We start from the raw sequence: 25,280 nt of genomic DNA, 5'->3' as shown, positions 1-25,280 counted from the left end.
CCTACAGGTATTTTTCAATATTTATTTGAATAGCTTTTGGTAAGAACTGTCCTGCATCGCCGCCATGCTTAATAATATCACGAACAATAGAACTGTTAACCGGAGTATGCTCGGGAGTGGTAAGTAAAAACACAGAGTCGAAACCACTCATTGTTTTATTTACCTGTGCTATGGCACGCTCATACTCAAAGTCAGCCGCCGTGCGAATTCCTCTAAGAATATGTGTACACTCCATATCTTTAGCAAACTCAACAGTTAGGCCTTCATATTTCTCAACTACTACTCTATTGTCATTCTTAAAAACATCGCGAATCCATTGCATTCTGTCTTCTACCGGGAAGAAATCCTTTTTGTTAGAATTATAGCCCACTGCAATTATAACTTTCTCGAATAGGCTCAATCCTCTACGCACAACATCCTCGTGCCCAACAGTAAAAGGATCGAAAGATCCAGGAAATATAGCTGTTCTTTTCATTGTATGAAATTTCAATGGTTCATAAGCTTGCAAAATATGGAAAAATACCAACGCTGTGCAAGAAATTACTCCTTTAATCTAACTACCAGAATTTAATCTTAACTGTTGCAAATACCGACATACGCAATAGCAACCAACCGCCACTAAATCGCGAAATATTGGTGTCGCCATATGTTCTTTCTCTATAACGAATAGGCAAATCAACAATCTTAAGGTTCAATTTATACGCACCAAAAAGCAAATCAAAATCGCCATACGGATCAAAATCACCAAAGAACTTTCGGTTTTTTGCCAACTTCAGATAATCCCTGCGAAACATCACTTTTGTGCCACATAAGGTATCTTTAATCGGTCGCTCTAAAATCCATGTGAAAAATCGACTAAAAAAGTGATTTCCCATTGAGTTTAGCGTACGCATTGCATTTTTTTCCATGGGATATACCAGGCGAACCCCATTTATAAACTCACCTTTTCCTTTGGTTATTGCCTTATAAAATTTAGGTAAATCTTCAGGAGGCATCGTCAGGTCTGCGTCCAGTATCATCAAAATATCACCTTCAGCAACTGAATATCCTTTACGAACAGCATCTCCCTTCCCTTTTCCATCTTGCTGCATTATTTTAATACGGTGAGTATCCTTATATTTTTCAGCTACTTGTTGTATGGTCTCCCAGGTATCGTCCGTTGAATTTCCTTCTACAAAAACAAACTCGGTGAATTTTCCCATGGAAGGAGTTCGCAGAATGGCATCTTCAATATTTCCACTCTCATTCCTAGCTGGAACTACCACGGATACAGAATAACGTTGATCAACCTCCTCTTCAGTCAATTGCTTAGGCAATGGTCGGGCAAAAACAAACTGATTCAACCCTAAATTCTGAAGTAATGGTAACCGCGACAGAATTCGATTAAACAAAGTAGAAAGGATAGGAATACGATATGGTAAAAACATACTTCTATTACTCTTGTAGGCATCAAAGTCTGATAAATAAAGTAAATTCATTATATCGCCATTCGATAACCAGTTTTGAACAGGCGTATGCTTTTTTACGCCTAAGAATTCCGCAAATCGAATCACAGGTTCCCATAAACGATTATAATAGGTTACTATAATCCGGGTTTTTTCATGACAAACTTTCTTCAGCTGATTAAATACATGTTCAATATCGTCTAAAACTCCAATTAAGTTGGAGAGGATAATCACATCGAATTTTTTGTCCAGATCAATATTCTCGGCTTCCATCAATTCAAATCGTAATTCCGGAAACTGTTCTTTTGCCTTGCTCAGAATCGGTTCACAGAAATCAATCCCAACTTTTTCTTTCCCGTTTATTGATGCAAGCAACTCTCCAGATCCGCATCCAATTTCGAGAACCGTATTACCTTCCTGAATATAATAGTTACAATATCGTGTAATGGAATCCCAGTAATAGGATCTTCTTTTGCGATATTTAACCCAATTATCGGCCCTTGACTCAAAATATTTAATACGTTCCGGATTTGCTCTCATCTTTTATTTTACCAGTTACTTTGGTTAATACATTTCATTGTAATATTCTCTATTGACTGGCTCTCGCATCCAGCTGCTCTTGAGTTAACAACCTGTCGTAATGTATTTCAAATAAATATGCAGGTTCTTGTTCCCCAATCCTATGTTTCACAGTAAATACCTGTGGATATTTCTGTGCTATGTAATACATATATCGTTGAACGGTGTTTATGGTTTGCTTATTGTAAACAGCTGGATTTTTGCGTAAGCTGGCCATCACCATATGAGTTACTTTTTTATCCTTCAGCATCTGCAATAATTTATCCGGATCCTGCGTATCAAATCGATAAATACCATAAAACTTTCGCCCATTTGCATACAACCGTGCCATGTTAGGTTTTCGAACGGCTACATAAGCATTTTCAGGTAAATTCTCATCAATAAATTTAGCCATAGACAAATAGTTGACCCAATCATCGGTATAGCCTAATAGCTTATCTCCTTTTACATTCTTACGTAAAGTCATCAGATCAACCTTATCAAACGAAATAACAAAAGATGAAAAAGTTGAAAACACCACTAAACCAACTAAAGCATACCCCAATAACTTGATTTTAAAAATCTTCGCAATTTGATTGAATGAATAAAGAATCAACACTAACATAAATGGAAAAAATGGAATAATTAGTCTGTACTGATCCCATATTCTTTGCAGCACAACAAAGGTGATTCCTAACATTACCGCAACATAAATAGCTGAGAAAAGAAGGTATTTGTTGTTTTTTAATGTCTTTAAAAACCCGAAAATAAATAAAGCATAAAGCAAAATAGTTGCTAAAGCATTATAAGAACTTGATAGTGCATCTTTTAAACCTGTCATTTTGAGCAGGTTCTTACCTAAATATAAATTTGAATTATCAACAAATCGCATAAGGTAGCCACCAAAGGTTTCCAAACCTTGCGACTTATCGTATGGATGTTTATAAATTAATGTACTTGCCTGATCTCCTTCCATCAAAGCCGCATCCCAAATCAATGATTTAAGCAATAAAAAGCCCAAAAAGATAATAACTGTGCCGGACAAGACTCCACCTACCTTTTTATAGTTTTTATTAATGATATAAAATACTAACACCGCAATTAAAGCCCCAATACCAATGGTGCGTGTTAAATAACCAGCAACTATTAATCCGGCTAATAGAAGTAACCTTTTCCAATTAAAATTATTTTCTTCATCAAAATCCTTAAACAATACAAGAAAAACCAAAATTTGCAAAGCCAGAAATAAGGCTTCGCTATATGTTTGACTGGAAAAGAAGATGAAATAACTACTAACACTCAACATCAACATTGTTGTAAAAATCATCCAGTACGGGATCCGATCCTTAAAAATCTTATAAAAACCATACATAGAAATCAACATCAGCGCAAAAGAAGTAAATTTTAATACACCGATCTTAATTCCGAAAACACCGATAAATAACGATAGAAACAATGGATATACCGGCCCTTGAAAAGAGGGATATGTACCTTCCTGCAAGAAGTTAACAGCACGCATTATATAAGTACTATCATCGCCGCCAATGCTTACCCGAAGGTTGAAAAGTAACAACGACATTATGGAGAAAAGACCTAATAATATTGTTAAAATGATAGTTGATTTGGTTTTACAGAAATTTTCAAATTTATCTATAAAATCGATTTGCTCTTCTTTCTGTTTCTTCATTTTTTAAGGTACTGAAACGTTAAGATTATTCTATATCTTTTTTAATAAAAGTATTTACAAACAGCACATTTCCCAAATCGCCATATTCTATTAATCTACTTTGGTCTTCTTTAACCTGATCCGGTGTAAAACCTGCAATGGTCAAATCCGCATCTGAACTATGCTTGACAATAGCTTCCTGAATAGTTTGATTCTCTTCCAAAGCTAAGAAACTTACATTGGATGGAGAAATTGGCAAACGACCTCCCTGAATCAGCTCCAGAAGACGCGCCCGCTGCTTTTCAACCTGACTTTGCGGAAAGGTAGCAAAAATCTTAATCACTGCATTACGCCAGTCGGGATGTCCGGAAATGATATATGCAAGCAGGATCATAAGATTGGCATTACGAAAGTCTTTGGCTGTAATCCAAACATGTATTTCTCGCCTATAACCAAATCCTTTATATGATGAATTTAGCACACAAACATCAAATCCAGTAGCCTGAAACAAGTGATAGTTATCTAAAGCATAAGTTAATGACTCAGGATTACTGCGTGAGAACTCAAACAAAATCAGATTATTTCCCTTTCCACTTATTCCGGTTAATTGAATAACCTGTGCAATAGCCGATGTATAAGATGGGCTAATAATAGTATCGAGATAAAGCCTGCTCTTACTTCCTTCTGACTGATTTATTAAACGAGATAGCACCTTGGTTGATTCATGATGAGTTTCTTTAGTTAGAAATCCCTTTATAAAATGAATATAGGTACCGAATCCATGTTTATAACAAATCCATCTCAACATATCAAAAGCCGACTGACGTTTGAAAGAGTCTTCTGAAACACAAATAGCAAAAGGTCGCCAGTGCGATTGCTTTTCTTCCTTATTGGCGCGCTGTACAAATATTTGAATTTGTCTGCTCAACTGAAACACAACTCCTTTAAACAGCTTCTCCAAACCTTGCTTTTCAGGACGGGCAATGGTAATTAAATGATAGGTAACAGCCATAATTAAAGCCGATAAAGCTGCATAAGCCCAATTCATTTTAAACATCAACCAAAAAGAAAGCAGAGCTCCAAATAGTGAAAATATCCATTTATTGTATTTAAAAGTTGGACGATACGAAGGATCGGCTGCAAAATGTTCCAAAAATGAGATTAAACAAATAGCACCATAAGTAGCCATAAAGAACATGGCAATAATTTGAGCTACAAAATCAACATCTCCAATAACTATAAAAAAGTAGGCTATAAAAATAGTAATGATGCTACCATTAATTGGTTCATTATCTGCTTTTCGCCCTTGAGCCATCCAATTATTTAAATTATTGAAAGGTAAAATGGAATCATATCCGATGGCCTGCAAGGTACGAGGTGCAACTAATAACGATCCTATTGCTGAAGATAAAGACGCGGCTGCTAATCCTATAGGAATGATTGGTCCCCAAACAGCTATTCGAGACATTATCAGCTGATCTGAAGCCAAATCTTCAACCGAAGCAGAAACCGATAATTTAATGGCCACCGCAACATACACCAACATCCCCACCAAAGTTGCCAATAAAGTACCTCTTGGAATTGATTTTTTCGGATCCTTTAAATCTCCCGACAGGCCAAGACCTGCTGCCATTCCGGTAAAAGCAGGAAAGATAATCGTAAAAACAAAGAAGAATGAATCATGTCCTTCTACCGTTTCATTTAATGCTATTGTATGATGTCCGTTAATAGGATTACCAGCAAGAAAAAAGAAGATAGATACAAATAGCAAGGCTACCACTCCATACAAAGCCTTCATTCCAATGTTAGCCCCTCTTAACAGTGCTATTAAAGCCAATATAGTCATTAAGAAAAGGGTAACAATTCGCTTAATGGTAGAAGGATCAAGATCAATATTCAACAAAGGTATTAATGGATCAAAAGCCTCACCGAACGCAATCACATAAAATGCCACACTTATAGCCTGCGAGAGATAAAGAGCAAATCCAATGGCACCACCAATATTCAAACCAAATGACCGGGAAATAATATAATATGCACCTCCCCCCTGCACACGTTGATTAGTTGCTATTTCGGCGACTGCCAAAGCTGTTGGAACAGTTACAATATGACCTATTATTATAATGCCGATCACACCTCCTAAACCAACATGAGCCACAGCATATCCAAATCGTAAGAATAAGATAGCTCCTAATATTGTTGAAATAGCTGTCATGAAAACAGCCACAGAACCGAAACCGGCATTAGGATTTGTGAGAGATTTTTGCATAAAAACGTTGTTTACAACAAACCTAGCATTTTTAAATAATTTGGGCAACAACTCTTTATGTAAAACAAAGCTGACATCTTGCTATTTTGCGAATCAACCTGACAATTTTATCTTTGCCTCGATTGTCAAATATTCAAATCGCCACTCAATGAATAAAAAGTCTGATATGATGCCATTGCCGCGTCAAATTATTATTGGAATTCAGTTTCTATTTGTTGCTTTTGGAGCAACCGTTCTTGTCCCCCTTTTGGTTGGCATTGATCCTTCAATAGCTCTTCTTTCTGCGGGAATCGGAACCCTATTATTTCATTTAATAACCAAAGGGCAGGTGCCAGTCTTTCTGGGAAGTAGTTTTGCTTTTATTGCCCCTATAGTTGAGGCTACCAAGCAATTTGGTTTACCTGGAACACTTTCGGGCTTAATAGCGGTTGGTGCTGTTTACATTCTTATGTCTGCTTTAATTAAGCTATGGGGACGAGGATTTATTGAACGCATTTTTCCTTCTGTTGTAGTTGGTCCGGTAATTATGGTTATTGGATTATCACTGGCACCCGAAGCAGTTAAGATGGCCAAAACAGATTGGACTCTGGCTATCGTTGCTCTCTTAACAGCAATTATTGTTGTTATATACACAAAAGGGTTAATTAAACTGATTCCTATTTTTATGGGAATATTAGTTGGTTATATTTTAGCTCTGGCATTAGGTAAAATTGATTTTACTCCAATCAAAGAAGCTGCCTGGTTCTCATTACCTCCTTTTACAGCACCTGTTTGGAGTTGGAAGGCTATTATTTATATGATTCCGGTTGCCATAGCCCCACTTATCGAACATGTTGGAGACATGTATGCTATAGGTGCTGTTGCTGAAAAGAATTTTATTAAAAAACCAGGACTTCATCGCACCATGCTGGGCGATGGAATTGCAACTTCATTGGCGGCATTAATGGGAAGTGTTCCCAATACCACTTATTCAGAAGTAACGGGAGCTATTAGCCTGACGAAAATTACCAATCCGCGTGTATTGCGCATTGCAGCAATTACAGCCATTGTATTTTCATTAATTGGTAAGGTGAGTGGATTTCTTAAGTCTATTCCTTCGGCCGTTTTAGGCGGTATTATGCTATTACTATTCGGTATGATTGCCAGCGTGGGTATTAGAACGCTCGTTGAGTCCAAAGCCAAATTAACATCCACTCGGAATCAGGTGATTGTTTCCATCATCTTAACCATTGGTATTGGAGGAGCAGTAATAAATATTGGTAACTTCTCGCTTGCAGGAATAGGTTTAGCCTCATTATCGGGCGTAATTTTAAACTTAATTTTACCTGATAAGTCAAAACCTATCAAGATAAAAAAATAGAAACGATCACATATTTTATTTAATGCCTGGAATTCATTCCGGGCATTTTTATTTAAAAAAACTTGATTATTTAAATTTATTGCAATAATATAGTGATATCAATTTAATATCACTATGAAAACTGAAAAAACAATCAATGCAAATAGTGGTTACACCATGTTAATCATACTTGCACTTTTATTGATCGGCCTTGTATTTGGCTTTATTAGCGGAATAATTTTCGCTTGGGTATTGATCCTTCCAATTGTTTTAATTCTTCCCGGTTTCTTTATTGTTAACCCCAATGGCTCTAAAGTCCTAGTACTTTTTGGAGCCTACAAAGGAACTGTAAAGGACAATGGATTCTTCTGGGCTAATCCATTTTTATCAAAGCAACGCATCTCATTACGGGCTCGTAATTTCGACAGCGAAAGAGTAAAGGTTAATGATAAAATCGGAAACCCAATCTTAATCAATGTCATTTTGGTTTGGAGAGTTAGAGATACCTATAAAGCAGCTTTTGAGGTTGATCAATACGAAGAATTTGTTCGCGTTCAAACCGATGCAGCTGTTCGCAAGCTGGCAGGCTCATATCCCTATGACAATTTTGATGATGAGCAAGCTGACATTACCTTACGATCCGGTATGGATGAAGTTAATGAAGCCCTTGAAAACGAAATCACCGAACGATTAGCCATTGCCGGTATTGAAGTAATGGAAGCCCGTATCGGCTATTTGGCATATGCACCTGAGATTGCCAGTTCGATGTTAAAGCGCCAGCAGGCAGTAGCCATTGTTGCAGCCCGCAAAAAAATTGTGGAAGGCGCTGTGGGCATGGTTGAAGATGCACTAAGTCAACTAACGGAAGATAACATAGTGGATTTTGACGAAGATAAAAAAGCCTCCATGGTAAGCAACCTGATGGTTGTATTGTGTGGCGATAAAGAAGCAACACCTGTTATTAACACAGGTACATTACATTCATAATAATTTATGGCAAAAAAGAAGTCCTTTGTATTAAGAGTAGATCCTGAAACGTATGACCAAATTGAAAAATGGGCAGCAGATGAGTTCAGAAGTGTGAATGGGCAGTTAGAGTGGATAATTCACAAGGCCTTGAAAGATGCCAAACGCATCAAAACAAAACGCATAAATAATATATCTGATCAAAAAGAATAAGATAAAAAAATAGGCTGCCCGATGGACAGCCTATTTCTATTTTTTTTCGAAAAAGTTCTTCTGAATTACTCAGCTTTTGGCTCTTCAGTAGCTTCTTCAGATCCTTCAGCTTCTGCCTCAGGAGCCTCCTCACCAGCAGCTTCTGCAGCGGCAGCTTTCGCAGCAGCTTCAGCTTCAGCAGCCAAATCAGCTTTTTGCTTAGCAAGAGCTTCTGCTCTCTCAGCGTTAATTTTAGTCTCACGCTCCAAAGTAGCTTTGTCAGCGTCAGCTTTAGCGCTAGCTAAACCATCTTTTTTAGCTTGGATTTTTCCTTCTTTCTCAGATAACCAAGCATTGAAGCGTTTCTCAGCTTCAGCCTCATCGAAAGCACCTTTTTTAACACCATCTAATAAGTGCTTTTTCATCATCACACCTTTGTACGAAAGAATCGCACGAGCAGTGTCAGTTGGTTGAGCACCGTTTGAAAGCCAAGTAAGAGCTTTGTCAAAGTTCAAATTAATTGTAGCAGGATTTGTGTTCGGATTGTAAGAACCAATTCTTTCAATGAACTTTCCATCACGTGGAGCTCTGCTATCTGCAACTACAATGTGGTAGTATGCATACCTTTTACGTCCATGACGTGCCAGTCTAATTTTTACAGGCATAGTATTTCGTTTTATTATTAAACAATTGCAAAAACTCGTTTTGCGGCTGCAAAGATACGCCATAAAAAATTAACCACAAAGCCCTCATTCACAATAATTCATTGCAATTATAAATTTAAACACTTTTTGTGAAAAACATGTTGATGAAATACCCGTATGAATACTTCCCTTTCCCATTCAAAAACGTAACTTCGCACATTGGGTTTTTACACCCTTTAGGTTGGATATAATAAAGTGTAGTTGCATGTTTTTTCTAGTTTTTGATACCGAAACCACTGGTTTACCAAAGAAGTTTAAAGCTCCATTAACTGATTTTGATAATTGGCCAAGAATGATACAATTGGCCTGGCAATGTCACGATCTGGAAGGAAACCTGTTATTTGCAAAAAACCATGTAATTACGCCCGATGGATTTACCATTCCGGAAGATGTTATTGCCGTTCATGGCATCAGCAATGAAATAGCTAAGGAAAAAGGTATTCCACTGAAAGAAGCTTTAGTTGATTTTATTGCCGATGTAAAACAAGCTAAGTTTATCATTGGTCATAATGTTGAATTCGACATTAACATAGTTGGATCAGAGCTGCTTCGTTGCGAGATGGAGGAGATAATGACCACTGCTCCCAGCCTTTGTACCAAAGATGAGAGTACCGACTATTGTGGCCTGCGTAACAAAAGTGGCACCATCAAACCTCCTACCCTAACAGAGCTTCACATCAAGCTTTTTAACGAACCATTTCCCGAAGCACATAATGCTGCAGCAGATGTTGAATATACCACTCGCTGTTTTCTTGAATTAGTTCGTGTTGGAGCAATTCCACCAGAAAAACTAAAGATGACAGGCAACCAGGTGGATGCCTTCAAACAAAATAACCCTGCCCCGATTAAACCGGCAGGAATCGAATATGAATCGTTTAAAGAGAATACTTTTGACGACATATCAATTGAAGAGGAAGAGCGAAAGCTAAAAGAAGCCGCTGCCAATGCCGGTTCTCAACCATTTGTACATCTACATGTCCATTCTCAATATTCTATTTTAGATGGAGCAGCCAAAACAGCTGATCTGGCAGCCAAAGCAGCAGCTGATAATATGCCAGCTGTAGCCCTTACCGATCACGGAAGCATGTTCGGGAGCAAAGAGTTTCACGTTGCATGTGGCAAGGCAGATGTTAAACCAATTATAGGAGTTGAAGCCTATGTCGCCAAGAGAGGACACCTTCGAAAAGATGACAAAACAGATGCTAGTGGACATCACCTCATTTTACTGGCTAAGGATTACAAAGGATACCAGAACTTACTTAAGATGACTTCCATCGCACATACAGATGGAATGTACTATAAGCCGCGTATCGACAAAGATCTTCTGACCAAGCATAACCAAGGTGTAATTGCATTAAGCGCCTGCCTGGGTGGTGAAGTTGCCCAAAATATTATGGCCGGAAATTTCGACAAAGCCAAAGAAACCATCCTTTGGTATAAAAATGTTTTTGGTGATGATTATTACCTTGAACTCATGCGCCATAAAAATGACGACCCTCGTCTTCGTATTGACATTTGGGAAAATCAGGTAAAAGTGAATAAGATGCTTCGTCAATTTGCAGAAGAATTGGACGTAAAGCTTGTGGCAACCAACGATGTTCACTTTGTTGAACCGGATCATGCAGAGGCTCATGATGTATTGGTTTGTTTAAGTACTGGTCGTGATTACGATGACCCAACAAGAATGCGATACACCAAGCAAGAGTGGTTCAAGACGACACAGGAGATGAACGAGCTATTTGCCGATATACCCGAAGCCTTAGCCAATACAATTGAGATCGCTAATAAAGTTGAAAAGTTTGAGCTGAATGCCAACCCTATCATGCCTCCTTTCGATATTCCGGAAGATTTTGGAACAATGGAAGGATATGCTGAAAAATATAGTGAAGAAGATCTGATAAAAGAATTTGGTGAAGACAGATACGAAAAATTAGGTGGTTACGACAAGGTTCTCCCTATTAAACTAGAAGCCGACTATCTGGAGCACTTAACTTTTGAAGGGTGCAAAATCCGTTACGGAGAAAATCCGGAACAACACGTAACAGACCGGCTTAAGTTTGAGCTTGAGACAATCAAAACTATGGGATTCCCAGGATATTTCCTTATCGTACAGGATTTTATCAACTGGGCTAAAGATAATGGTGTACTGGTGGGGCCAGGTCGTGGATCGGCAGCAGGAGCTGCCGTAGCCTATTGCGTTGCCATTACCGATGTGGATCCGATTAAATATGATTTGCTGTTTGAGCGTTTCCTGAATCCCGATCGTATATCAATGCCCGATGTCGACATCGACTTTGATGATGATGGACGACAGGCTGTTCTTGATTATGTGACCGAAAAATATGGGCATGATAAAGTAGCTCATATCTGTACTTTCGGTACTATGGCAACCAAAAGTTCTATCAAAGACGTTGCCCGTGTACTTCGATTGGATTTGGCCGAAGCCAACCGATTGGCCAAGATGGTGCCTGAAGCTCCTAAAATGAGTTTCAAAAAAGCATTTAAAGAAGAACCTGACCTATTAAAAGAAAAGGATTCTCCGAATCCACTGATTGCAAAAACAATGCAATTTGCTGAGGCTTTAGAAGGTTCTGTTCGTCAAACAGGTGTACATGCCTGTGGAGTACTGATTGGGAAAAACCCATTAGATGAGCACCTTCCAGTAATGCCAACCAAGGGAGAGGAATTGTTAACCACGCAATACGATGGTCGATTTGTAGAAGATATCGGACTTCTGAAAATGGACTTCCTAGGATTGAAAACCCTTTCAATCATCAAAGAAGTACTGGGTAATATCAAACTCTCAAAAGGAATTGATGTAGATATCAACCATGTTGATTTGGAAGACGAAGAAACGTTTCAACTTTTTAGTCGCGGAGAAACAACGGCCATCTTCCAGTTTGAGTCGCCGGGTATGAAAAAGCACCTTCGTGCGCTTCAGCCCAACCGTTTTGAGGATTTGGTTGCCATGAACGCCCTGTACCGACCGGGTCCAATGGAATACATTCCTTCGTTTATTGCCCGTAAACATGGCAAGGAAGAAATTGTATATGATCATCCAATGATGGAACCCTACCTAAAAGACACCTACGGAATTACGGTTTATCAGGAGCAGGTGATGCTTCAGTCAAGGGCTCTGGGTGGATTTACCCGTGGTGATTCTGACTCATTACGTAAGGCAATGGGTAAGAAAATCATTACCATGATGGATAAACTGAAAGAGAAGTTTATCGATGGTTGCCTAAACAGTGAAGAGTTTATGCAGGCATGCAAAGATGGTAAAACCACTAATAAAGATGCGAAAAAGCTAATTGACAAAATATGGGGTGACTGGGAAGCATTTGCCAGTTATGCCTTTAACAAATCTCACTCGGTTTGTTATGCTTATGTGGCTTATCAAACAGGATACTTAAAAGCGCACTACCCGGCTGAGTTTATGGCGGGTGTATTAAGCCGTAACCTAAGCGACATTACCAAAATCACCAACTTCATGGAGGAATGTCGCCACATGGGGATGGATGTATTAGGGCCTGATGTAAACGAAAGTTACCGTAAATTTACAGTAAACAAAGAAGGCGCTATTCGCTTTGGAATGGCCGGTATTAAAGGTGTTGGAGAAGGTGCTGTTGAAGCCATTATTAAAGAACGCGAAGAAAACGGTCCATTTAAAGATATCTACGACTTTGTTGAACGCTTACCATTAACAACCGTAAATAAAAAGAACATTGAAGCATTGGCTTACTCAGGTGCATTCGACAATTTGGGAGAATATCACCGGGCACAGTTCTTTGTTCCTCTACCCAATGAAGAAACTTTATTTATCGAGAACTTGATACGATACGGAAACCGTTATCAGGCCGATTTAGCCTCCTCACAAAACTCTTTGTTTGGAGCCATGGGAAGTGCTGTTGAAATTAAAAAGCCAGACCTTCCGGTTTGCGAACCATTTTCTAACATTGAAAAACTAAACAAAGAAAAAGACTACATCGGCATCTACCTTTCAGCACATCCGCTGGATGATTATAAGTTGGAAATAACACATTTCATTCATAATGACTTAAAGCAATTAGATAATCTTGAAAACCTGAAAGGAAGAGATATTGCTGTTGCCGGTATGGTAGTTAATATGAGACGAGGAACCACTAAGAAGGGAAATCCATTTGGAATTATGACTTTGGAGGATTATAGTGGATCGTATGAATTTGCCTTTTTTGGAAATGATTTTACGGATTACATGCCCTACCTTGAAATTGGTTATTTTATCATGATTAAAGGTCGTGTGCAGGAGCGTAGATATAATAAAGAGGAATTAGAAGTTAAAATCAATCACATTTCCTTCCTGAGTGAGCTACGCGAGAAGATGGTTAATACCATTACGCTGAAGGTTCCGTTAAAGTCCATCACACAAGATTTAATTACTGAGATGTCGGCTCTTTTGCATAAAAATGAGGGTAATGTAACCTTGAAATTTCAAGTTATTGATAACGAAAGCAAGAATACAGTACAACTACTATCCAGAAGTATGCGCATTGATTTAACAGATGAATTAGTCAGGTATATTGAAGAACATCCTGATGTTACAATGAACATTGCATAGAAACAGATGTTCTTATTTGTACATTAGGCACATAAGGAAAAAAAGTATATTTTTGGAATGAAAGAACTTATTTTTGATAACTTTGGGCTTTCATACTTATTTTAGAATAGTTAAAATTATTAATCATATTTAAGAAAACAGATTTGCTATGTTGATTGAAGTTACTGATGCGAATTTTGAAGAGGTTGTCTTAAAATCAGACAAGCCTGTTTTGGTTGATTTCTGGGCTGAATGGTGTGGTCCATGTCGTATGATCACTCCTATAGTGAAAGAATTGGCTGAAGAATATGCAGAAACTGCAGTAATCACCAAAATGGATGTTGATAACAACCCTGAAACTTCAGTGAAGTTTGGTATCCGCAACATCCCAACCATATTATTTTTTAAAAATGGTGAGGTTGTTGACAAACAAGTTGGTGCAAGCCCTAAAACTATCCTGGCATCTAAATTAGACGCCTTGGTATAGTATGACATAAAATAATATTGGGCTGTCAAAATATGACAGCCTTTTTTATATCTACACAAGACAAAAATTTGTTATGAAAAAACTATCTTACATTTTAGCACTAAGCATATTTGTTCTTTCCAGCTGCCAGTTTTTTGCTCCGGAAACACAAACAAATACAAGCGGAGGTAAAAATCCTGATGGAACCGTTGTTAAAAAAACTAATTTCAATAACGATCCTTCAGCTCCGGTTCAGTGGGAAGTAACCTATAAACTAGTGGACGATGGTCCGGCATTAAAGCATGGATTAGCCAAAAGATATTATAAAACTGGTAAACTAGCTGAAACTTTCACCTACGTTAACAATAAAAAAGAAGGACTAAGAACCACCTATCACGGAAACGGTAAAGTTTACAAAGAACAGATGTACAAAAACAACCTGTTAGATGGTATTTGTAAGCGTTACGACAGAGATGGCAATATGGTAGCTGAATATCCTTACAAAGCTGGATTACCAGGAGTTGGATTGGTTGAATATACCAACTTAGGCGTAAAACGCGATGCTCCGGTTTTATCTATTAAAAAGCAAGATAACTTAAGAACCAAAGGTAATTATATTATCACTTGCTCTTTAACTGGTGAAAATGCAGATCGTGTTAAATCTGTTGATTTCTACCACGGACAATTAATTGAGGGTAAGTATTATCACAAAAACTTAACACCTCTTCGTCCTATTTCTGATACTAAAGGACAATTAACCATTAATGTTCCAAGAGGATCATCATTAAATAAAACACTAAACTTTGTTGCTGTAGCCAAAACTCATGATGGATTGCTTTATATCTTACAAAAGAAAGTAGCTCTTGATGTACGCGGTGTATAAACAAAGCTGAAGATAAAATTTAAAGCGTCCATATGGGCGCTTTTTTATGCTTATAATTATCGCAATGCGCTATTCTTTGCAACTTCAATTTTACCGCTGCTACATGCGGATTTTAGGATCCTTTCGCGTGGTATAAACCAAAAGCTGCAGAAAATAAACTTCAGGTTCTATCTTGTCGTATTTCTAATGAACGCGATACAATTGCGCTCTAGCGTTTTTTTTAATGGATATAACAAAAAAATCCCGACCAAAAGGCCAGGATTATATATTGTTATTACTTTATTGTCGTCAATAACTTTACCCCAATATCATACCTACAATAGTGGCAGACAACAGAGATGCCAGCGTACCAGCCAACAAGGCTCTGAAGCCAAACTTAGATAAAAATTCTCTTTTATTAGGAGCCAGGCCACCAATTCCTCCAATTTGAATTCCAATAGATGCAAAATTGGCAAATCCACATAGCATATAGGTTGCCATTAAAATAGATTTTGAATTAGTAAGAATCCCGGTTGTTTTAAACTCAGCCAAACTGGTATAACCAACAAACTCACTGGCTATTAATTTTTCTCCTAACAACTGTCCTACAGAAGCAATATCTTGCGAAGGCACTCCAATCAGCCACATTAAAGGAGCTAGACCGTAGCCCAAAATAAATTCAAGGTTAAAATGCTGGTACTGTCCATTCGTCATTTCTGCAATAGCAGCATTAATATTTGTCCATTGCCCTACCTTATCAAATCCATAATTAATAAGGGCAATAAAAGCAAAAAACACCAATAACATAGCGCCTACATTAGCAGCTAATTTTAATCCTTCGGTAGTACCATTACTCATTGCATCCAATATATTACTACCAATCTTATCCATCGATATTTTAACCTCTGATTCAATATCATCGGTTTGTGGAACCAATACTTTCGCTACCACGATGGCCCCCGGAGCTGCCATAACCGATGCTGTCAATAAGTGCTTAGCAAACATCAAGCGCTGAACCGGATCATCTCCACCCAAAAAGCCAATGTAAGCTGCCAGTACACCACCGGCAACAGTCGCCATTCCGCCTACCATCACCAAAAACATTTCGGAAGTATTCATTTTTGGCAGATAAGCTTTAATCATTAATGGTGCTTCTGTTTGTCCTAAAAAGATATTACCTGCTACAGATAAACTCTCAGCACCGGACAGTCTTAATGCTCGTGTCATCAGCCAGGCTAAAGCCCAAACAATTTTTTGTATCACACCTAAATAAAACAACACACTTGTTAAGGCTGAGAAAAATATAATAGTAGGTAAAATCTGAAAAGCAAAAATATAGCCAAACGAGGATGAATCCATCAGGTCGCCCAACAAGAATTCAGCTCCTACTTTGGTAAAATCCAGAACCAAGGTGAAAAGCTTGCCAAAAAATTCAAAAATACTTTGTACAAAAGGTACATATAACACACAAACAGCAAGCAAAACCTGAATAACCAAACCTATTCCAACCACTTTCCACGAAATGGCTTTTCGGTTAATACTAAAAATCCAGGCTATTCCTATTATGGCAGCCATACCTAACAATCCCCGCAGGATAGTAACAAAACTAAAAGAAGAAGTTGGATCAACAACCGTTTGTAAAGCAGGTTGCTGAGCTGAAACCAACTGCATTGCCACAAGTGCTAACAACGTAAAAAGTAGTTTCTTCATCGGAAGACTTTATAAATGTAAAAAGGGTGAATGATTCACCCTGTCAATTTTCAATTCGTAAAAATATATCTTAATTATTCCTCTCTGGAATTAATTTCATCTCTTATTTCTGAAGCCCGTTCGTAATCTTCACCCTCAATAGCTTCCTGCAATAGTCGCTTCAACTCTTCGGTACTCTTTTCTTTATACTTCTCGATTGATACAGGTTTTGAAGCTGATGTCTTTTTAACCGGCTGTTCTTCTTTATTCTCAAAGTCAAGAACAATACCCGCTTTTTCAATTATATCCTCATAAGTATAAATCGGACATTCAAATCTCAAAGCTAAGGCAACAGCATCAGATGTTCTGGAATCGATATGTAAAATCTCATCACCTCTTTTACAAACCAATTCTGAATAGAATATGCCTTCTTCTAATTTGTAAATTACCACCTCCTGAATCTCTATTTCAAAAGACTTTGAAAAATTCAGAAAAAGATCATGCGTTAATGGACGTGGCGGTTCCAACCCTTCTAATTTTATGGCTATCGATTGAGCTTCAACACCACCTATAATAATAGGTATTCGTCTTTCTCCTTCTTCCTCGGCCAACACCAAAGCATATGCTCCCGATTGCGTTTGACTATATGATAATCCTAAAATATTGAGTTTTACCTTTTTATTACTCATAAAACATTTGTTTCTTCACCTGAAAAACCACTAAACAGGATGAATTCTAAAATTAAAATGGTATACCAAAACAAATATAGCAATTAGTTTTAAACATTAAAGGCGCTAACTTTTGATTTAAAAATGACATACTTGTGTTTAAATATTATAAAATTCTTATTTTCAGCACAACTAAAGTTTTTTTGTTTGTGCGGCGTAATTATTTTTTATACTTTTGCACTCCATTGAATCTTGTGGGGTAGAAAAAGTGGCCAAAAGTGTTAAAGCCCACCTCCTGGATAAAACCATAAATAATTGGTGATTATGTACGCAGTAGTTGATATTGCTGGACAGCAATTCAAAGTTGAAAAAGACAGAAAGATCTTTGTGCATCGATTGAGTGCAGAGGAAGGAAGCTCTGTAGAATTTGAAAAAGTACTTTTGTTAGACAATGAAGGAGACGTTAAGATTGGTGCTCCTGTTTTGGATGGCGCTAAAGTAACGGCTAAAGTTCTATCTCACGTTAAGGGAGATAAAGTAATCGTTTTCAAAAAGAAAAGAAGAAAAGGTTACAAAAAGAAGAACGGACACCGTCAGTACTTCACACAAATTCAAATTGAAGAAATCGTAGGTTGATAATTTTAAAAAATTAGAATAAGATGGCACATAAGAAAGGCGTCGGTAGTTCGAAGAACGGTAGAGAGTCGGAAAGTAAACGACTTGGCGTAAAAATTTATGGCGGTCAAGCTGCCAAAGCTGGTAACATTTTAGTTCGCCAGCGTGGAACTCAGCACCACCCAGGTGAAAATGTGGGTATGGGTAAAGACCACACTTTATTCGCTTTGATTAACGGTAAAGTTGAGTTTCGTAAGAAAAGAAACAACAGATCTTACGTTTCAGTAGTTCCTTTTGCTGAATAAGATCACTGAAAACACAATTAAATCTCCTGTTTTTGTTACTTTCGTGATGAATTCAGGAGATTTTTTTATCCAATTAATTGAAAAAGTATGTTGACCTTAAAATTCATTCAAGACCATAAGGATGAAGTCATCGAACGACTTAAAATAAAACGTTTTGATGCCACTGATATAGTTGAAGAAATTATACGACTTGATAATGAACGCAAAGCTACACAAGTGCAGGTAGAATCATTTCAGTCGGAAATGAATAGTTTATCCAAAGAAATAGGACAGCTATTTAAGAGTGGTAAGGCAGAAGAAGCTAATCAGGCAAAAGCCAAAACGGGCGAATTAAAAGAAAGCATCAAAGAATTGGATAATAAGCTTTCCGAAACAACCGCTCAGTTAAACGATCAGTTGGTACAATTACCTAACCTACCCAATGAAATTGTTCCCGAAGGTAAGGGTGAGGAAGATAATGTGGAAGTTAAACGAGGTGGCGAATTTCCTCAACTTAACAACGCTGAACCTCATTGGGATTTAATTAAGAAATACGACCTGATTGATTTTGAATTAGGTACTAAAATAACCGGAGCCGGTTTCCCGGTTTACAAAGGCAAAGGTGCTCGTCTACAACGTGCTTTAATCAATTTCTTTTTAGACGAAGCTGACAAAGCAGGATACCTTGAAGTACTGCCTCCTTTGGTGGTTAACGAAGATTCTGGTTTTGGTACAGGCCAGCTGCCCGACAAAGAAGGTCAGATGTACCACGTTACTGCTGATAACTTATACTTAATTCCAACGGCTGAGGTACCCGTGACCAACATCTATCGCGATGTAATTTTAAAGGCTTCGGAAATGCCGATTAAAAATTGTGCTTACTCTGCTTGTTTCCGTCGCGAAGCAGGATCGTGGGGAGCTCATGTACGTGGTTTAAATCGTTTACACCAATTCGATAAAGTTGAGATTGTACAAGTAGCACATCCTTCTAAATCATACGAAGTATTGGATCAGATGGTAGCGCATGTGCAAACGTTGGTTGAAAAACTGGAGTTGCCCTGGAGAATCCTTCGCTTATGTGGTGGCGACATTAGTTTTACATCTGCTTTAACCTATGACTTTGAGGTGTATTCAGCAGCTCAGGAACGTTGGTTGGAAGTTAGTTCTGTTTCTAACTTCGAAAGCTATCAGGCTAATCGATTGAAACTTCGCTTTAAAGAAGAAGGAGAAAAGAAAGCTCAATTGGCCCACACTTTAAACGGAAGCGCGCTAGCATTGCCTCGCATTATGGCCGCATTGCTTGAAAACAATCAAACAGAAGAAGGCATTCGCATACCAAAAGCATTGGTGCCTTACACTGGGTTTGATATCATTAAATAATATATATACAGGCGGAACTTAACCATTCCGCCTTTACTATTCTCTTATGTTTATATTCAACACTACTTTTTCGGTAGAAAATAATTCAATTGAAAACTGGCGTTCGTGGATGGATCGTAATTACTTACCCACCATGCAAGACATGATTAAAGGGATCAGGGTTGAATTATACGAGGTGATGGCCGTAGTACACGAAGAAAGCACCAACTTCTCATGTCAGTTACTTTGCAAATCGCCCGAGGAGTTAGAGACCATCAATAAATACAATACTATTTTGATGGATAATTTAAAAGGTCATTTAGGCGAAAAATGCCTTCACTTCAGCTCTATACTTAAAGAAATTTAGATTGTCGCAAGAACGTATTATATTAGGTATTGATCCCGGCACCACTGTTATGGGGTATGGAGTTCTTAAGGTTGAAGGAAAATCGGCCTCAGTGATTACTCTAGGGGTACTGGAATTACAGAAATACACTGATCATTACCTTAAACTTCAAAAGATATTCGAAAGGGTTGTTGGACTGGTTGACAGCTATCATCCGGATGAGCTGGCTATTGAAGCTCCTTTTTACGGTAAAAACGTTCAATCGATGCTTAAGTTGGGAAGAGCCCAGGGAGTAGCAATGGCTGCAGCGTTATCTCGTTCAGTCCCTATTTTTGAATATGCCCCGCTTAAAATAAAACAAGCCATTACGGGTAACGGTAGAGCTTCTAAAGAGCAAGTTGCAATCTTACTAAAACAAATGCTTAAACTAAAAGAAATACCAGAGTACCTGGATGCTACAGATGGTTTAGCAGCGGCATATTGTCATTTTCTTCAGAATCAGAAAGTAAAGCTTTCCGGTGGTGTAAAAAGCTGGAAAGAGTTCATCAATAAAAACCCCGGGCGGGTAAAAAAATAGGGTTGCTCCATAGAAACAACCCTTCATATCTTAAGTGAAATGCTCTAGAGAGCTCCCTTTATTTTCTCTGCAATTGCAATAAACTCTTCCTGTGTAAACTTCAGTTTAGGCTTTGAGAAACTTAGATCCGTTTCTGCCTGTAAAGGAACCAGGTGAATATGTGCATGAGGTACTTCAAGACCTAACACTGCTATTCCAACTCTTTTACATTCAATTACCTTCTTTTGAGCTACAGCTATTTTTTTTGCAAAAACCATCATATCGGCCAATAACTGATCATCTAAATCAAATAAATAATCCGTTTCTTGTTTAGGAATAACCAAAGTATGGCCTTCCGACAAGGGATTAATATCTAAAAACGCAAAAAAGCGATCGTCCTCAGCTATTTTATAGCAAGGTATTTCTCCGTTAATAATTTTTGTAAAGATGGTTGGCATGGCAAAGACAGTTTATAATGAAATTTCAATTATCTCAAAAGTCATTAACCCTGAAGGCACCTTAATTTCTACTTCATCACCTACTTTTTTACCCAATAAACCTTTGGCTATAGGTGTCTCAATCGAAATTTTACCTTCTTTAAGGTTAGCTTCGCTTTCAGGTACCAAAGTATAAGTCATGGTTGCATTATTCTTAAGGTTTTTAATTTTCACCTTATTCAATAATTGCACCTTTGAAGTATCTAACTTTGATTCATCTAAAATACGGCTATTGGCAATAGTATCTTTCAACTTGGCGATACGCATTTCCAGTAAGCCTTGCGCTTCTTTCGCAGCATCGTACTCAGCATTCTCAGATAAGTCACCTTTATCTCTTGCTTCAGCAATTTGCTTAGAGATAGATGGACGTTCAACTGTTTCTAACTGGTGCAACTCTTCTTTAAGTTTCTTTAAACCTGATTCGGTTACATATTGTATTGACATTTTTCCTCTTTTTTAAAAATTTTCAGCATTACCTAAAAAAACAAAAGAATCCCGATTACATCAGAACTCTTTCGTACAAATATACGAAAGTTTACTTCAACCACAAATAAATTTATTTACAGCAACTTTTTTAATCACCTATAATACAGATCATTGTCATTGATAGGGACGATTGAGTATTTCGGAGTAAATAACAGCCTTACGCATGTCCACCTCATCGGTATCAAAAACAAATCCTTCATACTCATCATCAGTATTGATAACTTTTAAAGGTTCGGTTTTTTTGGGCGTAACGGTACGGTTGACTTTCTTTGAAAATGTTTGTTCAACTGGTTTTGTTTTTACTTGCACCGGCTTTTCAACCACTGGCTGTGGTTCCGGTCGTTTAGGTTTAGCAAACATTTCCCTCAGCTCCTCCATCAAAGGCTCTTCTTCAGCCATTGGATCATACGGACTGGATTTGTCAGATTCAGGCATGGGAGGTTTATTTTTTGATTGTTGTGCTTTTCGGATAACACTAAAAACCAAAGCTCCTAACATCACTAATATGTAAAGAATGTCGCCAAAATCTTCCATAACTTATAAATTAACTTAGATACCAATCCGCTTCAACAGCTTAACTAATTAGTAAAGGTATGTATTTATTCTATCTATAATAAATAAACCAAGGTTAAATTTAAGAGGGTTTCAATGAATCTCAAAATTAATCCTGTTTTTTCACTACTCCTAAAGTATTTTGTGCTGATTTAAAGCATAAAAAGTAACTTTGTACGTTCAATAAGAGTAAACAATTATAAGATGAGAAAGTTTTGGATAATCAGCTTGATAACAATAGTCTTTTTAGGCTGTAAGAAAGACACTTACAACCCCATTCCAAATATTACTTTTTATGGAACTATTAACCTCGATTTACCACAGTATAATTATACTTCGTTTACCGTAACACGTTCAGCAAGCGGTCAAATATTCGGACATAACGGAGTTGTGGTTTTAAAATTATCCAACTACGATATTTATGCATATGACCTGATGTGCCCACATGAACACGATTCTCCGGGATACTTTTTTACCAAGCTTGCAACAAAAGGTGACATAGAAGTTGTTTGCCCCCAATGCGAAAGTCATTTTAATTTAGGAGCTAATGGTGCACCCATCGAGGGGCCGGCTCAACATCCTTTACGACAATATCAAACCAGTTTAAATGGTTCTACTCTAACCATTAGAAACGGGTACTAATAAAAAAGCTCATCACAAGATGAGCTTTTACTTTTATATTTCAGATCAATCTTAATATCTGTAGTGTTCTGGTTTATACGGACCATCAGCACTAATACCTAAATAAGCTGCCTGATCGTCGCTCAAACGAGTTAATTTAACCCCTAATTTAGCAAGGTGTAAACGCGCTACTTCCTCATCTAAATGCTTTGGTAAAGTATATACACCTACCTCATAATCATTTTGCCACAACTCTAATTGTGCCAAAGTTTGGTTAGTAAATGAGTTACTCATTACAAAACTTGGGTGACCTGTTGCATTACCTAAGTTAACCAAACGACCACGCGACAACAATATTATGCTATGTCCGTCAGGAAAACGGAATTGATCTACCTGAGGTTTGATATTAATCTCTTCAATTCCAGGGAAAGTCTCAAGTTTTTCAACCTGAATCTCGTTATCGAAGTGACCGATATTACAAACAATAGCCTGATCTTTCATCCCTTTCATGTGATCGATAGTGATCACATCTTTGTTTCCGGTAGTAGTAACATAAATATCACCTTCAATCAAAGCATCTTCAACGGTTGATACTTCATATCCTTCCATGGCAGCCTGCAACGCACAGATCGGGTCAATTTCGGTAACAATTACACGAGCTCCAAACCCACGCATACTTTGCGCACATCCTTTACCTACATCACCGTAACCACATACCACAACTGTTTTACCAGCAACCATTACATCAGTACCTCGCTTGATACCATCAGCTAAGCTCTCACGACAACCATATAAGTTATCAAACTTCGACTTAGTTACCGAATCGTTAACATTGATAGCAGGGAAAAGCAATTCTCCTTTTTCCATCATCTGGTACAGACGATGCACTCCAGTAGTTGTTTCTTCACTAACTCCTTTCAATCCTTTAGCCACATTATTCCAACGCTGAGGATCAGCTTCAAAAGTACGTTTCACCAAAGCAATCAACTCTCTGAAATCTTCGCCTTCGTTGCTATAATCGGCATCAAGGAATGAAGCATCCTGCAATGCCTGCGCTCCTTTGTGAATCATTAAAGTAGCATCACCACCATCATCAACAATCAAATCCGGCCCTACACCATTACCAAAATCCAAGGCACGCTCGGTACACCACCAGTACTCTTGTAATGTTTCACCTTTCCAGGCAAATACCGGCACTCCGGCTTTGGCAATCGCAGCAGCAGCATGATCCTGCGTACTATATATATTACAGCTACACCATCTTACTGATGCACCTAAATCAACCAATGTTTCAATTAAAACGGCTGTTTGAATAGTCATATGTAACGATCCCATTACACGTGCACCTTTCAAAGGCTTCTCTTTACCATATTTTTCACGAAGTGCCATTAAACCAGGCATCTCCTTTTCTGCTATTTCAATTTCTTTACGGCCATACTCAGCCTGACTAAGGTCAGCTACCTTATAGTCAACTTTATCTGTTACAATATCTGCCATCGTTCTGTTTTTAGGATTGCAAAATTACAAAATAAATGCGAATTAACTATTTAGAAACAAGATATGAAGCGGTTTAAAATATGAGTTTTAACATGCGCTCCGTTTATTGTACAATTGATCGAATAGTTTGTTCATCCAATTTTAGTTGCCCAATTAAAGCGTCCACATTTTCAAACTTCATCTCATCTCTTACTCTTTGTATAAATTCAACCTGAATTTCTTCAGAATAGATATCACGGTTAAAATCAAAAATATGTACTTCCAGTGATCGGTGATCTACATTGTGGTTAACGGTAGGTCGATATCCAATATTCAACATTCCTCCAAAACGTTTACCTTCCACATGCACATAACAAGCATACACTCCATCGGGAGGAATCAATTTAAAGGATTCATTCACTTCAATGTTAGCAGTTGGGTAACCAATTCTTCTTCCTAATTTCTGACCACCCATCACTCTTCCGCTTAGTAAATAAGGATAGCCTAATATCTGATTGGCTTTACTAATATTTCCAGCCAACAGATGATTTCGAATATCTGTTGAACTGGTTTTTAATCCCGCTGTTTTTACCGCTTCTACCTTAGAAATACCGAAGCCATACTTTTGCGCTAACTCGGTATATTTCTCAAATCGTGATTCCCTGTCTTTTCCAAACCGGTGATTAAAGCCCATCAATAAATGTTGAATACCAATCTTCTGAACCAGAAACTCATTAATAAATTCTTCTGATGTAAGATTTGATAGTTCCTTGGTAAAAGGGATGAGCAGCAGATGATCAATACCCAGCTGACTGAATAAAATAGTACGTTCTTCGGGGGAAGTTAAAAATCGCAGTTCATCTTTATCTTGATTTAAAACCATACGTGGATGTGGCCAAAATGTAATAACTACGGCTTCACCTTGTAATGATTTTGCTTTGTCAACCAACTGAGCCAGTAACTGACGATGCCCGGAATGTACTCCATCAAACATACCTATAGTAACAACTGGTCGCGTAGCTTTAAATGTTGATAAATCGGAATGGACTTTCACTTGTATTCTTTTTGGCAAAAGTAGCAAAAATCAA

General features: G+C 37.8%; 24 protein-coding genes. 12 read left to right on the top strand and 12 right to left on the bottom strand.

Translation table 11 applies throughout. The annotated features are described in order from the left end of the window. Position 1: 1 nt before the first annotated feature. The 4 genes from coaD to KEM10_RS01880 all read right to left on the bottom strand — a co-directional run bounded on the left by coaD (position 2) and on the right by KEM10_RS01880 (position 5,938). Positions 2-475, bottom strand: coding sequence for a pantetheine-phosphate adenylyltransferase (coaD, locus tag KEM10_RS01895; protein ID WP_212212746.1), 474 nt, complete (start codon positions 473-475; stop codon positions 2-4). A gap of 82 nt (positions 476-557) precedes the next feature. Next, positions 558-1,985, bottom strand: a complete 1,428-nt coding sequence (locus KEM10_RS01890; protein WP_212212744.1) for a bifunctional class I SAM-dependent methyltransferase/glycosyltransferase family 2 protein — start codon at positions 1,983-1,985, stop codon at positions 558-560. A gap of 49 nt (positions 1,986-2,034) precedes the next feature. Further along, positions 2,035-3,690, bottom strand: coding sequence for a glycosyltransferase family 39 protein (locus tag KEM10_RS01885; RefSeq protein WP_212212741.1), 1,656 nt, complete (start codon positions 3,688-3,690; stop codon positions 2,035-2,037). Between the two features lie 25 nt (positions 3,691-3,715). Next, positions 3,716-5,938, bottom strand: coding sequence for an APC family permease (locus KEM10_RS01880; RefSeq protein WP_212212738.1), 2,223 nt, complete (start codon positions 5,936-5,938; stop codon positions 3,716-3,718). Positions 5,939-6,086: 148 nt separating this feature from the next. Between KEM10_RS01880 and KEM10_RS01875 the strand changes: the two genes are divergently transcribed. The 3 genes from KEM10_RS01875 (at position 6,087) to KEM10_RS01865 (ending at position 8,456) form a co-directional block, all read left to right on the top strand. Beyond that, positions 6,087-7,298 carry a uracil-xanthine permease family protein gene (locus tag KEM10_RS01875; protein ID WP_244825475.1) on the top strand — a complete coding sequence of 404 codons (1,212 nt, stop codon included), beginning with the start codon at positions 6,087-6,089 and terminating at the stop codon, positions 7,296-7,298. Positions 7,299-7,412: 114 nt separating this feature from the next. After that, positions 7,413-8,264: an SPFH domain-containing protein gene (locus KEM10_RS01870; protein WP_212212735.1), complete on the top strand. Its 852-nt coding sequence runs from the start codon at positions 7,413-7,415 to the stop codon at positions 8,262-8,264. A gap of 6 nt (positions 8,265-8,270) precedes the next feature. Further along, the gene (locus tag KEM10_RS01865; RefSeq protein ID WP_212212732.1) at positions 8,271-8,456 is read left to right on the top strand and encodes an Arc family DNA-binding protein; all 186 of its coding nucleotides are present in this window, start codon (positions 8,271-8,273) and stop codon (positions 8,454-8,456) included. A 65-nt stretch (positions 8,457-8,521) separates the two neighbouring features. Here KEM10_RS01865 and KEM10_RS01860 read toward each other — a convergent pair whose 3' ends face one another. After that, on the bottom strand, positions 8,522-9,100 hold the full coding sequence (locus KEM10_RS01860) for a 30S ribosomal protein S16 (RefSeq protein ID WP_212212729.1): 579 nt from the start codon (positions 9,098-9,100) through the stop codon (positions 8,522-8,524). Between the two features lie 244 nt (positions 9,101-9,344). Between KEM10_RS01860 and dnaE the strand changes: the two genes are divergently transcribed. The 3 genes from dnaE to KEM10_RS01845 all read left to right on the top strand — a co-directional run bounded on the left by dnaE (position 9,345) and on the right by KEM10_RS01845 (position 15,064). Next, positions 9,345-13,736 (top strand): DNA polymerase III subunit alpha, encoded by a 4,392-nt coding sequence (gene dnaE, locus KEM10_RS01855; RefSeq protein ID WP_212212727.1) that lies wholly within the window; start codon positions 9,345-9,347, stop codon positions 13,734-13,736. Between the two features lie 148 nt (positions 13,737-13,884). Further along, positions 13,885-14,202, top strand: a complete 318-nt coding sequence (trxA, locus tag KEM10_RS01850; protein WP_212212723.1) for a thioredoxin — start codon at positions 13,885-13,887, stop codon at positions 14,200-14,202. A 73-nt stretch (positions 14,203-14,275) separates the two neighbouring features. Continuing rightward, on the top strand, positions 14,276-15,064 hold the full coding sequence (locus KEM10_RS01845) for a toxin-antitoxin system YwqK family antitoxin (protein ID WP_212212721.1): 789 nt from the start codon (positions 14,276-14,278) through the stop codon (positions 15,062-15,064). Between the two features lie 297 nt (positions 15,065-15,361). Here KEM10_RS01845 and KEM10_RS01840 read toward each other — a convergent pair whose 3' ends face one another. Both KEM10_RS01840 and KEM10_RS01835 read right to left on the bottom strand, forming a co-directional pair. Continuing rightward, positions 15,362-16,753: a NupC/NupG family nucleoside CNT transporter gene (locus tag KEM10_RS01840; RefSeq protein ID WP_212212718.1), complete on the bottom strand. Its 1,392-nt coding sequence runs from the start codon at positions 16,751-16,753 to the stop codon at positions 15,362-15,364. Positions 16,754-16,827: 74 nt separating this feature from the next. After that, positions 16,828-17,421 carry a bifunctional nuclease family protein gene (locus KEM10_RS01835; protein ID WP_212212715.1) on the bottom strand — a complete coding sequence of 198 codons (594 nt, stop codon included), beginning with the start codon at positions 17,419-17,421 and terminating at the stop codon, positions 16,828-16,830. A gap of 303 nt (positions 17,422-17,724) precedes the next feature. On the opposite strand from KEM10_RS01835, the gene rplU reads away from it, so the two are divergent. From rplU to ruvC, 5 genes are all read left to right on the top strand, one after another. Beyond that, positions 17,725-18,036 (top strand): 50S ribosomal protein L21, encoded by a 312-nt coding sequence (gene rplU, locus KEM10_RS01830; RefSeq protein ID WP_212212712.1) that lies wholly within the window; start codon positions 17,725-17,727, stop codon positions 18,034-18,036. A gap of 23 nt (positions 18,037-18,059) precedes the next feature. Then, positions 18,060-18,320, top strand: coding sequence for a 50S ribosomal protein L27 (gene rpmA / locus KEM10_RS01825; protein WP_212212709.1), 261 nt, complete (start codon positions 18,060-18,062; stop codon positions 18,318-18,320). 87 nt (positions 18,321-18,407) lie between these two features. Then, on the top strand, positions 18,408-19,679 hold the full coding sequence (gene serS, locus KEM10_RS01820; protein ID WP_212212705.1) for a serine--tRNA ligase: 1,272 nt from the start codon (positions 18,408-18,410) through the stop codon (positions 19,677-19,679). Between the two features lie 46 nt (positions 19,680-19,725). Beyond that, on the top strand, positions 19,726-20,025 hold the full coding sequence (locus KEM10_RS01815; protein WP_212212702.1) for a DUF4286 family protein: 300 nt from the start codon (positions 19,726-19,728) through the stop codon (positions 20,023-20,025). A 1-nt stretch (position 20,026) separates the two neighbouring features. Further along, positions 20,027-20,581, top strand: coding sequence for a crossover junction endodeoxyribonuclease RuvC (ruvC, locus tag KEM10_RS01810; protein WP_244825473.1), 555 nt, complete (start codon positions 20,027-20,029; stop codon positions 20,579-20,581). A 44-nt stretch (positions 20,582-20,625) separates the two neighbouring features. Here the strand turns inward: ruvC and KEM10_RS01805 are convergent, their stop codons facing one another. The 3 genes from KEM10_RS01805 to KEM10_RS01795 form a co-directional block, all read right to left on the bottom strand. Further along, positions 20,626-21,018: an HIT family protein gene (locus KEM10_RS01805; protein WP_212212699.1), complete on the bottom strand. Its 393-nt coding sequence runs from the start codon at positions 21,016-21,018 to the stop codon at positions 20,626-20,628. A 12-nt stretch (positions 21,019-21,030) separates the two neighbouring features. After that, complete coding sequence (greA, locus tag KEM10_RS01800) at positions 21,031-21,501, bottom strand: transcription elongation factor GreA (protein ID WP_212212695.1); 471 nt, start codon at positions 21,499-21,501, stop codon at positions 21,031-21,033. A gap of 156 nt (positions 21,502-21,657) precedes the next feature. Next, positions 21,658-22,077 (bottom strand): hypothetical protein, encoded by a 420-nt coding sequence (locus KEM10_RS01795; protein WP_212212692.1) that lies wholly within the window; start codon positions 22,075-22,077, stop codon positions 21,658-21,660. Positions 22,078-22,299: 222 nt separating this feature from the next. Between KEM10_RS01795 and KEM10_RS01790 the strand changes: the two genes are divergently transcribed. After that, the gene (locus KEM10_RS01790; protein ID WP_212212690.1) at positions 22,300-22,737 is read left to right on the top strand and encodes a Rieske (2Fe-2S) protein; all 438 of its coding nucleotides are present in this window, start codon (positions 22,300-22,302) and stop codon (positions 22,735-22,737) included. A 51-nt stretch (positions 22,738-22,788) separates the two neighbouring features. Here the strand turns inward: KEM10_RS01790 and ahcY are convergent, their stop codons facing one another. Together ahcY and KEM10_RS01780 are read right to left on the bottom strand one after the other, a co-directional pair. Next, positions 22,789-24,213, bottom strand: coding sequence for an adenosylhomocysteinase (ahcY, locus tag KEM10_RS01785; protein ID WP_212212688.1), 1,425 nt, complete (start codon positions 24,211-24,213; stop codon positions 22,789-22,791). A gap of 103 nt (positions 24,214-24,316) precedes the next feature. Beyond that, positions 24,317-25,246 (bottom strand): bifunctional riboflavin kinase/FAD synthetase, encoded by a 930-nt coding sequence (locus KEM10_RS01780; RefSeq protein WP_317196610.1) that lies wholly within the window; start codon positions 25,244-25,246, stop codon positions 24,317-24,319. Positions 25,247-25,280: the final 34 nt, after the last annotated feature.

This window comes from Carboxylicivirga linearis (assembly GCF_018271995.1).
Lineage (GTDB): Bacteria > Bacteroidota > Bacteroidia > Bacteroidales > Marinilabiliaceae > Carboxylicivirga > Carboxylicivirga linearis.
The sequence above is the reverse complement of the archived record's forward strand: the minus strand, read 5'-3'. Positions and strand labels throughout refer to the sequence as shown.